Source organism: Streptococcus parasanguinis (assembly GCF_001578955.1).
In the GTDB taxonomy this organism is placed as follows: Bacteria; Bacillota; Bacilli; order Lactobacillales; family Streptococcaceae; genus Streptococcus; species Streptococcus parasanguinis_U.
This window is the reverse complement of the sequence record NZ_KQ969689.1, coordinates 153,121-163,860: the sequence shown is the minus strand read 5'-3', so window position 1 is coordinate 163,860 and position 10,740 is coordinate 153,121. Positions and strand designations below refer to the sequence as shown.

At 44.4% G+C, this 10,740-nt stretch carries 11 protein-coding genes and 1 pseudogene; 5 read left to right on the top strand and 7 right to left on the bottom strand.

Annotated elements, in window-relative coordinates:
• The 3 genes and pseudogenes from SPADD19_RS12195 to uvrA all read right to left on the bottom strand — a co-directional run.
• A pseudogene (locus tag SPADD19_RS12195) lies at positions 1–140 on the bottom strand (elongation factor P); the annotation flags it as partial.
• A 290-nt stretch (positions 141–430) separates the two neighbouring features.
• Positions 431–1,498 (bottom strand): M24 family metallopeptidase, encoded by a 1,068-nt coding sequence (locus SPADD19_RS00745; protein ID WP_061454949.1) that lies wholly within the window; start codon positions 1,496–1,498, stop codon positions 431–433.
• The gene (gene uvrA, locus SPADD19_RS00740) at positions 1,495–4,320 is read right to left on the bottom strand and encodes an excinuclease ABC subunit UvrA (RefSeq protein ID WP_061454948.1); all 2,826 of its coding nucleotides are present in this window, start codon (positions 4,318–4,320) and stop codon (positions 1,495–1,497) included. Before uvrA ends, SPADD19_RS00745 begins: the two co-directional genes overlap by 4 nt.
• A gap of 121 nt (positions 4,321–4,441) precedes the next feature.
• Here uvrA and SPADD19_RS00735 point away from each other — a divergent pair, with 121 nt between their 5' ends.
• Both SPADD19_RS00735 and SPADD19_RS00730 read left to right on the top strand, forming a co-directional pair.
• Positions 4,442–5,386, top strand: coding sequence for a magnesium transporter CorA family protein (locus SPADD19_RS00735; RefSeq protein ID WP_061454947.1), 945 nt, complete (start codon positions 4,442–4,444; stop codon positions 5,384–5,386).
• A 28-nt stretch (positions 5,387–5,414) separates the two neighbouring features.
• Positions 5,415–6,092 (top strand): DUF1129 domain-containing protein, encoded by a 678-nt coding sequence (locus SPADD19_RS00730; RefSeq protein ID WP_061454946.1) that lies wholly within the window; start codon positions 5,415–5,417, stop codon positions 6,090–6,092.
• A 34-nt stretch (positions 6,093–6,126) separates the two neighbouring features.
• Here the strand turns inward: SPADD19_RS00730 and SPADD19_RS00725 are convergent, their stop codons facing one another.
• The 4 genes from SPADD19_RS00725 to rpsF all read right to left on the bottom strand — a co-directional run bounded on the left by SPADD19_RS00725 (position 6,127) and on the right by rpsF (position 7,917).
• On the bottom strand, positions 6,127–6,648 hold the full coding sequence (locus tag SPADD19_RS00725) for a GNAT family N-acetyltransferase (protein WP_061454945.1): 522 nt from the start codon (positions 6,646–6,648) through the stop codon (positions 6,127–6,129).
• Between the two features lie 179 nt (positions 6,649–6,827).
• Positions 6,828–7,067, bottom strand: a complete 240-nt coding sequence (gene rpsR, locus SPADD19_RS00720; RefSeq protein ID WP_000068664.1) for a 30S ribosomal protein S18 — start codon at positions 7,065–7,067, stop codon at positions 6,828–6,830.
• A 41-nt stretch (positions 7,068–7,108) separates the two neighbouring features.
• Positions 7,109–7,606 carry a single-stranded DNA-binding protein gene (locus tag SPADD19_RS00715; protein ID WP_061454944.1) on the bottom strand — a complete coding sequence of 166 codons (498 nt, stop codon included), beginning with the start codon at positions 7,604–7,606 and terminating at the stop codon, positions 7,109–7,111.
• Positions 7,607–7,626: 20 nt separating this feature from the next.
• Positions 7,627–7,917, bottom strand: a complete 291-nt coding sequence (gene rpsF / locus SPADD19_RS00710) for a 30S ribosomal protein S6 (protein ID WP_003005040.1) — start codon at positions 7,915–7,917, stop codon at positions 7,627–7,629.
• 299 nt (positions 7,918–8,216) lie between these two features.
• Between rpsF and SPADD19_RS00705 the strand changes: the two genes are divergently transcribed.
• Genes SPADD19_RS00705 through SPADD19_RS00695 form a run of 3 tightly spaced genes read left to right on the top strand, consistent with a single transcriptional unit; the run spans position 8,217 to position 10,546 of the window.
• Positions 8,217–9,269: a bifunctional glycosyltransferase family 2/GtrA family protein gene (locus tag SPADD19_RS00705; RefSeq protein WP_061454943.1), complete on the top strand. Its 1,053-nt coding sequence runs from the start codon at positions 8,217–8,219 to the stop codon at positions 9,267–9,269.
• A complete protein-coding gene (locus SPADD19_RS00700; protein ID WP_061454942.1) occupies positions 9,256–10,158 on the top strand; it encodes a phosphodiester glycosidase family protein in 903 nt (300 codons plus the stop codon). Before SPADD19_RS00705 ends, SPADD19_RS00700 begins: the two co-directional genes overlap by 14 nt.
• On the top strand, positions 10,139–10,546 hold the full coding sequence (locus SPADD19_RS00695) for a hypothetical protein (protein ID WP_061455246.1): 408 nt from the start codon (positions 10,139–10,141) through the stop codon (positions 10,544–10,546). Before SPADD19_RS00700 ends, SPADD19_RS00695 begins: the two co-directional genes overlap by 20 nt.
• Positions 10,547–10,740: the final 194 nt, after the last annotated feature.

Genomic DNA, 10,740 nt, shown 5'->3' with positions numbered 1-10,740 from the left:
GTACGGACATCACGCAATTTCATACGCATGATAGTGTTTCCTTTACCTGGTTTGTGGTGGCTAGCTTCCAAAACGCGGATCAATTTTCCGTCAGCTGTTTCAAAAGTCATACCAGCTTTCAATTTACTTGCTTCGATCATGTTTTATTACCTCTTTTTTAAAAATAGATTACTCTTTATTGTAACACACTATTTGATTTTTCTCAAACAGCAATCTTCTCTTTTTGAGAAGAAAGGATTGCTATGGACCGCCCCTGATCCATCCAGATCCAAATTCCCCTTTGCTTCTTTCGTGTTTTGTTATTGTAGTTCCTATACCAAAATGGATAGGGCTCCAAATAAGATGTCTGGGAGAAGAATTACTCTACAATTCATTTCATAGTCTTCTCTTCACATCTCTGTCTAAATAGAAGTTAAGAAAAACGTATACTTTAAAGGACAATCAATTCTTTAGGAGCAAGGGTCAAGACTTCACAGCCTGTTTCTGTGATCAAGAGGTCATCTTCGATCCGCACACCAGAGAGGCCTTCGATATAAATACCTGGCTCATCTGTTAAAACCATCCCTGCTTGAATAGCTTCTTTAGACGTTTGGCTGAAGTATGGCTCTTCGTGGATATCTAGCCCAATTCCATGACCGATTCCATGAGTAAAGTATTGGCCATAGCCGGCTGCTTCGATCACATCACGTGGGATTTTATCAAAATCACGGAAGCCAAGTCCATCTTTAGCAGCAGCAATCAAGGCTTGATTGGCTTTCAAAACTGTTTCGTAAATTTCTCTTTCCTTGTCGCTGACATGTCCTGCATAGATAGTCCGTGTCATATCACTGACATAGTGGTCATACAAGCAACCAAAATCAAGGGTCAAGGCATCTCCTGCTGAAATGATCCGATCACTTGGAGTCGCGTGAGGCATGGCAGAGCGTTCACCAGCTGCTGAAATAATATCAAAAGATACACCAGAAGCTCCCAACTCCCGCATTCTAAAGTCGAGGAAAGTCGCTGCTTCCAACTCTGTCGTTTTCCCTACCTTGATATAGTCTAAAATATCATGGAAGGCTTGGTCAGAGATGCTACAAGCTTTTTTAATGGCCGCAATCTCAGTTTCATCCTTAATCAAGCGCAATTCCATCACAAAGTTTGCTAGGGATTGAAGGCTAATGCCACTGAAAACAGAAGCCATACGGGCATGGTAGGCTACCGTCACTTCGTCCTCAAAACCAAATTCTTTGATTCCAAGATCCTTAACGATCTCTGCAGCTGCAGTCAACTCATCGCGGGTTTCCACAATCTCTACAAAGGGGAAACAAGTCGCATGGGCATGGATGGTGTAGCGCGAATCTGTAAAGAGGACCACGCGTTCTTCTGTCACCAAAGCAGTCCCGTTTGAACCCCAGAAATTGGTCAAATAGTAAACATTTTTCAAATTATTAATCAATACCGCTTTGAGGTTTTGGGCTTTCATTTTGTTTCTTAAGTTGCTGATCCGTTGATTCATTGTAATTTTCCTTTCAAATATTGTCCTGTGTAGCTAGCAGGATTGGCTGCTACTTCTTCTGGTGTTCCGGTCGCAATAATGGTTCCGCCACCGACACCGCCCTCTGGTCCTAAATCGATGATATGGTCTGCTGTCTTAATGACATCCAAATTGTGCTCAATCACAAGGACTGTATTGCCATCATCCACAAATCGCTCTAAGACTTTGATCAAGCGAGAAATATCTTCGGTATGAAGTCCTGTCGTTGGTTCATCCAAGATATAGAAGGATTTTCCTGTAGAGCGCTTGTGCAATTCAGAAGCCAACTTCATCCGCTGCGCTTCCCCACCTGAAAGGGTGGTCGCTGGTTGCCCCAGTGTTACATAGCCCAAGCCCACATCTTGGATGGTCTTGAGTTTGCGTTCAATTTTCGGAATGTGCTTGAAGAATTCGACTGCCTTATTGACCGTCATATCCAGCACTTCTGCGATATTTTTTTCCTTGTAGTGGACTTCGAGGGTCTCACTATTGTAGCGATGTCCATGGCAGACCTCACAAGGAACAAAAACATCTGGCAAGAAGTGCATTTCAATTTTTATGATGCCATCTCCTGAGCAGGCTTCACAACGCCCACCCTTGACATTGAAACTAAAGCGACCTTTCTTATAGCCCCGAATTTTGGCTTCATTGGTCTGAGCAAAGAGATCGCGAATGTCATCGAAGACGCCTGTATAAGTTGCTGGATTGGAACGAGGAGTCCGACCGATCGGGCTTTGATCAATGTCGATCAAGCGATCGATATGCTCAATCCCCTGAATAGTCTTGTATTTCCCTGGTTTTTCCGAATTGCGGTTGAGCTTTTGAGCGATGGCTTTTTTCAAGATGCCATTGATCAAGGTCGATTTTCCAGAACCGGAAACGCCAGTGACTGCGATAAATTTGCCCAGAGGAAAACGCGCTGTAATATCTTGTAAGTTGTTCTCACTAGCCCCTGTAATTTCAATAGAACGACCATTTCCTGAACGGCGCTCTGTTGGAACCGGAATCTTGCGCTTACCGGACAAATATTGGCCGGTAATGGATTTACTATTACGAGCCACCTGTTTTGGAGTTCCCGCAGCAACGATCTCTCCCCCAAAGACACCCGCACCTGGTCCGACATCGATCAGGTAGTCTGCCTCTCTCATGGTATCTTCATCGTGTTCGACGACGATCAAGGTATTGCCTAAATCACGCATCTTTTTGAGACTGGCAATCAGGCGATCATTGTCCCTTTGATGGAGGCCGATTGACGGCTCATCCAAGATATAAAGGACTCCAGAGAGGTTGGAACCGATCTGGGTTGCCAAGCGAATGCGCTGACTCTCTCCACCTGATAGTGTTCCTGCTGAGCGTGACAAGGTCAAGTAATTAAGGCCTACATTGTTTAAGAAGGTCAAACGATCTTTGATCTCTTTTAGGATCGGTCTTGCAATCGTAGCTTCATTATCCGTTAAAACCAGCTGGTCTACGGCTTTTAAGTGGTCCGCAATCGATAGATCTGACACTTCCCCGATATGCATCCCTTTCTCCCCACCAACACGAACAGAAAGAGCCTGGTCATTGAGACGGTAGCCATGGCAGGTCGCACAGGTCAATTCGTTCATATAAGAGCGCATTTGGTTGCGAGTGAAGTCACTATTGGTCTCACGGAAACGACGGTGAATGTTGTTTACGACCCCTTCAAAAGGAATCTCAATATCCCGAACCCCACCAAACTCATTTTCATAGTGGAAGTGGAACTCTTTCCCGTTTGAACCATAGAGAACCAAGTCCTTTTCTTCTTGAGAAAGATCTGAGAAAGGCTGATCCATATCAATGCCAAAATGGATCATGGCCTGCTCCAGCATCTGAGGATAGTAGTTGGAAGAGATCGGATTCCAAGGAGCAAGAGCTCCTTCACGAAGGGTTAAGCGATCATCTGGCACCACCAAATCTAAGTCCACCTCCAGCTTAATGCCTAACCCATCACAGTCTGGACAGGAGCCGAAAGGCGCATTGAAAGAAAAGAGACGGGGCTCTAATTCAGGAACGGTAAAGCCACAGACTGGACAAGCATAATGCTCCGAAAAGAGCAGTTCCTTTCCATCCATGGTATCAATCACCACATAACCGTCCGCTATCCGAAGAGCTGCCTCAATCGAATCAAAGAGACGCGAACGGATGCCCTCTTTGATCACGATCCGGTCCACCACCACTTCAATCGTGTGCTGTTTGCTTTTAGACAGTTCTGGGACCTCTGTCACATCATAGATCTCACCGTCAACTCGAACCCGAACATAGCCGTCTTTTTGGACTTTTTCAATGATATTCTTGTGCTGGCCTTTTTTCTTGCGGATAATGGGAGCTAGAATTTGCAGGCGTTGGCGCTCTGGTAATTCCAAAACTTGATCGACAATTTGCTCAACCGAAGAAGCGGTAATAGCGCCATGTCCATTGATACAATAAGGCGTCCCTACACGCGCATAGAGCAGGCGCAGGTAGTCATTGATCTCTGTCGCCGTCCCCACTGTAGAACGTGGGTTTTTACTAGTCGTTTTTTGGTCGATGGAAATGGCTGGACTCAAGCCGTCAATAGAGTCGACATCTGGTTTTTCCATATTTCCCAAGAATTGCCGGGCATAGGCCGATAAGCTCTCCACATAGCGGCGCTGACCTTCTGCATAGAGAGTATCAAAGGCCAGACTGGACTTTCCAGATCCAGACAAACCCGTCACCACGACCAATTTGTCCCGTGGAATTTCCACGTCTATATTTTTTAAATTATGGGCGCGTGCCCCATGAATGACAATTTTATCTTGCATGTTCTTACTCTAATCACCTTTTTGTTAACCTCCATTATAACAAATTTTTTAGTATTCTTTTATCCAAAACCGTCCTTTTTCTGATATAATGTTAAGGTGTAAAAAAACAAGGGGAGGCACCATGAAACAGGTCTTTTTATCGACAACGACTGAATTTAAAGAAATAGAGACGCTGGAACCCGGTAGCTGGATCAACCTTGTTAACCCTTCTCAAAGTGAATCGATGGAAATCGCCTCTGCCTTTAATATTGATATTGCAGACTTGCGGGCACCACTCGATGCGGAAGAAATGTCCCGTATGACCATCGAAGATGAGTATACCTTGATCATCGTCGACGTCCCCATCAAGGAAGAGCGGAACAATCAGACCTACTACGTAACCATTCCGCTAGGGATTATCCTGACAGAAGAGGCTATCATCACGACCTGCTTGGAGAAATTGCCACTTCTTGATATCTTTATCAACCGACGCTTGCGGAATTTCTATACTTTTATGCGGTCGCGCTTTATCTTTCAGATCCTCTATCGTAACGCCGAACTCTACTTATCTGCGCTTCGTACCCTGGATCGAAAGAGCGAACAGATTGAAAGCCAATTGCACAAATCAACGCGTAATGAAGAGCTGATTGAGTTGATGGAGCTAGAAAAAACCATCGTCTACTTTAAGGCCTCTCTGAAAACCAATGAGCGCGTGATCAAGAAATTGACCAGTGCCACTAGTAACATCAAGAAATACCTAGAAGACGAAGATCTACTGGAAGATACCTTGATCGAAACCCAGCAAGCCATTGAGATGGCGGATATTTATGGAAACATCCTCCACTCCATGACAGATACCTTCGCATCAATCATCTCCAACAACCAGAATAACATCATGAAGACCTTGGCCATGGTGACCATCGTCATGTCCATTCCAACCATGATTTTCTCGGCCTACGGGATGAACTTCCAGGACAATGAATTACCGCTCAATGGAGAACCAAACGCCTTCTGGCTCATCATTTTCATCGCTTTTGCCCTGACCGGGTCTCTCGTCGTCTACCTCATCCATAAAAAATGGTTCTAACACCTACTAATAACACTAAGGAGTATTTATGTCTCAACTTGATTTGAATCAACTCAGCAAGAAAAACCAAGAATTTATCCGTATTGCCAAACACCAATTGCTTGAAAACGGGAAATCAGAGGAAGAAGCAGAAAGCCTCATCCAAGAAATCCTTCCAGCTATCCATGAAAACCAAGGAAAAGGGATTCCGGCACGGACTCTTTTTGGAGCTCCAACTGTTTGGGCGAATTCTTTCAGCGAGAAAGAACGCTATGAAAAAGAGCATCCGAAATTAAACGATGCTCCCTCTCTTATGATTTTGGATTCCTTCCTCTTTATTTTTGGTGTCTTTGCTGCGATTAGCGCCTTTATGAACTTGGTCGCACCGCGTCGTACTGGCTATGGGTTGATCACCTTGATCCTTGGAAGTTTGACAGGGGCTCTGCTCTTGTATCTCATGTACTACTTCTTCTATCAGTATATGGATGGCACAAAAGATCGCAGTGAGCGTCCCTCTCTTTGGAAATCCATGCCGATTCTTGTCGGAGTCATGTTCCTTTGGGTCATCGTCTTGTCCTTTACCTCCTTACTTCCACAAGTCCTCAATCCAACTATTCCAGATGTTTTTGCCATCGTTTTAGGAGCTCTAGCGCTTGTCCTTCGCTTCTACCTCAAGAAACGCTTTAATATTAAAAGTTCGAGCACAGCACCCGCAACTCGTCGCTAAAAAGAAACGGATGAAGTTTTCATCCGTTTTTGTTTTACTGTATTTCCCTGTTCAACCTTTTTGAAAAATAGAGGACTAAGTCATCATTGTTTTCACAAGAACTGTAAGGGGCCAAGGGCTGATCCCTAAACCAAACTCCAGATCCATCTGGGATATAGCCCCGTTTGACATACAGTCTTTGAGCTGGGCCATAACCCGAGTGTAAACCAACCCCTAAAGTAACAATCTCTGATAGTAGCTGGACTCTTTTTTCTGCCTCCTCTAAGAGTTGATTCCCAATCCCTCGATTTCTAAATGGTTCAAAAACATTAAAATCAGATAGTTCAGGATAGACTCCCACGAAAGGGCCGTGCTTGGCAGCAGGCAATATAGTGATATAGCCTGCCACAAATCCATCCGACTCAGCTACTAATACGTCCCTCTCTCTATTCTCCTGCTCCTGAAAATAGCTAGTCAAGATATCCTCTCTACCCGGCCACCCTTGGTGGATAAAGGCTTGAGAGATGTGCTCAATATCTGCTTTTATCATCCTCCTGATGATTACACCTTCCTTCATAGTTCCCTCCTTGATACATTTCTTCCCACATTATAACACGATTAGAGCTAGGGAAAGGTCAAAGAGGTCCACCGGACCTGAAAAAAAGACCCACCAGGGTCTTACTCGCTTTCTTGTTTACAAGCTCGTGAAAAAGAGGTCCACTGGACCTGAAAAAAAGACCCGTTAGGGTCTTTTTTTTAATCTTCGTTTACGAAAGGCATCAAAGCCATTACGCGAGCGCGTTTGATAGCTGTTGTTACTTTACGTTGGTTCTTCGCTGAAGTTCCAGTTACACGACGAGGAAGGATTTTCCCACGTTCTGAAACGAAACGGCTAAGAAGCTCAGTATCTTTGTAATCGACATATTCGATTTTGTTTGCTGCGATGTAATCAACTTTTTTACGGCGTTTGAATCCGCCACGACGTTGTTGAGCCATGTTTAATTCTCCTTTATAGTTTTAATTCGTTAAACCCATTCTTAGAATGGAAGATCGTCGTCTGAGATATCCATTGGATTCGCTCCAAATGGATTTTCTTCACGACCAAAGTTTGGCGCTACATTGCTTGGTTCAGATCCACCAAAGCTTGGGGTTGAATTTCCAGCAAAACCACCGTTGCCTGATGAATAGCCACCAGCTGCATGCCCTTCGCGTGCTGCACGGCTTTCCAATAGTTGGAAGCTGTCTGCTACGATTTCAGTGACATAAACACGTTGACCTTGCTGGTTTTCGTAATTACGTGTTTGAATGCGACCGGTAATCCCAATCAAAGCACCTTTCTTAGCCCAGTTGGCTAAGTTTTCTGCTTGCTGACGCCAGATCACACAGTTGATGAAATCGGCTTCGCGCTCTCCATTTTGACTCTTGAAGTTGCGGTTGACAGCTAAGCTGAAAGTAGCAACTGCTTGATTGCTTGGAGTGTAGCGAAGTTCAGCATCACGGGTCATACGACCGACAAGTACAACATTGTTAATCATAAGTCACCTCTGATGATTTCTTACGCGTCAACTTTTACGATCATGTGACGAAGAATGTCACCGTTGATTTTTGAAAGACGGTCGAACTCGTTAAGAGCTACAGCGTCGTTCGCTTCAACGTTTACGATGTGGTAAAGTCCTTCACGGAAATCTTGGATTTCGTATGCAAGACGACGTTTTTCCCAATCTTTTGATTCAACAACAGTTGCACCGTTGTCAGTCAAGATAGAATCGAAACGTGCTACCAAAGCGTTTTTAGCTTCTTCTTCAATGTTTGGACGAATAATATAAAGAATTTCGTATTTAGCCATTGATAATGTTCCTCCTTTTGGACTAATGACCCCCTGTCTTTGCAAGGGGTAAGTGAGGTTTACTCACAAGAAACTATTATACCAGACTTTTCGAACAAAGGCAAGAATTATCTTTAGGATTTAAAAAATGATTTCGGACGTTCCCTTCTAAAGGAAAGAAATGCCCTAAAAAATGACATTTTATAGTAGAAACTACTCCCCTTCTTCCTCTCCTTTCCTTAAAGAAAACTGATATCAGTTAGCTTTAAGCTTGAGTCTTTATACTAGCTACAACAAATCTCAAGAAACGAGGAACGATTATGAATTATCTTATCATCCCCGCCTATCAACCGGATCTGAATCTTGTCAAACTGGTTCGCTTGGTCCATGCTAAGAGCAATCTCCACATCATCGTGGTCGACGATGGGAGTGATGCTGACAAAAAAGTGATTTTTGACAAATTAGAGGGTCTTGCGACAGTTCTGACCCATGAGCACAACCAAGGAAAAGGGCAAGCTCTCAAGACTGCTTATGACTACATCCTAGAAAGAGGTACCTATGGAAGCATTGTTACAGCTGATGCAGACGGTCAGCACAAAATTTGGGATATTTTCAGGGTTGTTAACCAATCTCAAGAGCATCCTGGAACACTTATTCTAGGAGCCCGCGCCTTCTCTGGAAAAGTTCCTTTGCGTTCTGCTTTCGGGAATAAATTGACCCGCTTCTTGTTTAAGCAACAAACAGGGGTGGCGGTCAGCGATACCCAAACGGGCTTACGGGCTTTCACTACGAATCTCTTGCCTTTCATGCTTGAGGTTGAAGGACAGCGTTATGAATATGAAATGAATGTGCTCCTCGCAGCAAGCAAGTCCTTCCCCATCGTGGAAGTTCCCATCGAGACGGTCTACATCAATGACAACGAAGGCTCCCATTTCCGACCTATTCGAGACGGCCTCATGATCTACAAGGACATGTTCAAGTTTGCCCTCTCCTCTCTGAGTAGTTTTATCGTTGACTATCTGGTCTACGCCTTCTTCCTCTTCGTGATGATGGCCGTGCCCATTAGTCTGCGTATTCTCCTAGCAAATGGGATTGCTCGTGTGACGAGTTCCATCTTTAACTACTCGACCAATAAGCACCTAGTCTTTAAGAACAAAGACAGCGTTGCTAAAACCGGAAGTGGTTACTTTGGTCTAGCCCTCGGCCTCTTTATTCTCGATACGCTCTTGATTCGACTCTTCTATACTGCTTTCGGGCTCAATCTCCTGATCAGTAAGATTGTCGTCGGCTTCCTCCTCTTTCTGGTCTCATGGGTGATCCCGAAAAAAGTGATCTTCAAAGAAAGGACTGCACCCCACCATGAAATTCTTTAAAAAATCCTACACCTATGCTGCCTGCTTTGGCCTTCTTTTAACCAGCAGTTTTAGCTACTCGATGCTCAAGACTTTTGTCTTATCTGATGCCATCCAAACCGTAAAAGCTACGACTACGGACACCAAGGCGGCCAAAAAAGCAGCTGCATCGGCTACAACGACGGATACTAGCTATTCAGATGACAATATCCAGGTGAGCCTAACAGAAAAAACGGTTGAAAATACCCAGGTTTACATTGCAGATATCACAGTCAGCTCATCTGATTACCTCAAAACAGCCTTTGCACAAAACACTTACGGAACCAACGTGACTGCTAAGACCTCTGTCACAGCCGCCAACAACAGTGCCATTCTAGCAGTGAATGGTGACTATTACGGGGCTAACAGTACAGGATACGTCATCCGAAATGGAGTGGTCTACCGCGATACCGTTCGGGAAGATTCAAGCAATGGTGACCTGGCCATTTACAAGGATGGATCCTTCAAAATCATCTACGAAGATGAGATCTCTGCAGATCAATTGGTCAAGGACGGGGTCGTCAATCTCCTCGCTTTCGGTCCTTCCTTAGTTGAAAATGGAGAAATTACTGTCGATACCAACTCAGAGGTCGGGCAATCTATGGCATCAAATCCACGAACAGCGATTGGGATCATCGATGAAAACCACTACATTATCGTCGTGTCAGACGGACGGACTTCAGAAAGTGAAGGCCTAACTCTCTACCAATTAGCAGAAGTGATGAAGTCTTATGGCGTCAAAACAGCCTACAACCTTGATGGGGGCGGATCTTCTACCCTCTACTTTAACGGAAAAGTCATCAACAAACCAACTACAAATGGTACTATCTCAGAAAGGGCGGTGAGTGACATTGTCTACATCGGTTACTAATCCTATTAAACAACGGTTGAAAAAAACGATTCTCTGGTATACTCTGATTTCAGCTTTCTTCTTTGTCGGAAGTCGCATCTATGAACACTTTAGTTTTGGCGAAACCTCTGCCTTCATGCACTATCTCTTCTTGATTCCTTTGATAGGTGGTGCCCTACTAGTGCTTCTACAGTTGATGGTGAAAGGCCTCTCTCGCCTAAGTCTCAATCTTTGGAATTCCGGAGTGGCTACGCTCACAGCAGGAGGCCTCTACCGAGGGATTGTCAATCTCTCCGGTCGATCTACTACAATGGATCAACCCTATTATTACCTTGGAGTTGCCTTTCTAGCACTGGCTCTGATCAGCATCTTCTTTGTCCGCAGTGTCTGGGTGGAGAAAACAGCCTAAGACATCAAAAACGTCCGTTTCTTTATAGAACGGACGTTTTAGTTTGAAGTCAAAGTATTCTGAGAAACTTCCCTTAAGTGAGAATGGACGTTAGATGAAATTATCCAGTGGATAATTTCAGCAATCCAGGAAGTTCCATGACTTAGTTTTGAACCTAAGGTTTCAAAACTCCCGAGTGAGGCTGGGACAAAAGT

Coding starts and splice junctions, on each gene's coding strand:
- SPADD19_RS00745 (WP_061454949.1), bottom strand. CDS start 1,498: ATGAATCAACGGATCAGCAACTTAAGAAACAAAATGAAAGCCCAAAAC.
- uvrA (WP_061454948.1), bottom strand. CDS start 4,320: ATGCAAGATAAAATTGTCATTCATGGGGCACGCGCCCATAATTTAAAA.
- SPADD19_RS00735 (WP_061454947.1), top strand. CDS start 4,442: ATGAAACAGGTCTTTTTATCGACAACGACTGAATTTAAAGAAATAGAG.
- SPADD19_RS00730 (WP_061454946.1), top strand. CDS start 5,415: ATGTCTCAACTTGATTTGAATCAACTCAGCAAGAAAAACCAAGAATTT.
- SPADD19_RS00725 (WP_061454945.1), bottom strand. CDS start 6,648: ATGAAGGAAGGTGTAATCATCAGGAGGATGATAAAAGCAGATATTGAG.
- rpsR (WP_000068664.1), bottom strand. CDS start 7,067: ATGGCTCAACAACGTCGTGGCGGATTCAAACGCCGTAAAAAAGTTGAT.
- SPADD19_RS00715 (WP_061454944.1), bottom strand. CDS start 7,606: ATGATTAACAATGTTGTACTTGTCGGTCGTATGACCCGTGATGCTGAA.
- rpsF (WP_003005040.1), bottom strand. CDS start 7,917: ATGGCTAAATACGAAATTCTTTATATTATTCGTCCAAACATTGAAGAA.
- SPADD19_RS00705 (WP_061454943.1), top strand. CDS start 8,217: ATGAATTATCTTATCATCCCCGCCTATCAACCGGATCTGAATCTTGTC.
- SPADD19_RS00700 (WP_061454942.1), top strand. CDS start 9,256: ATGAAATTCTTTAAAAAATCCTACACCTATGCTGCCTGCTTTGGCCTT.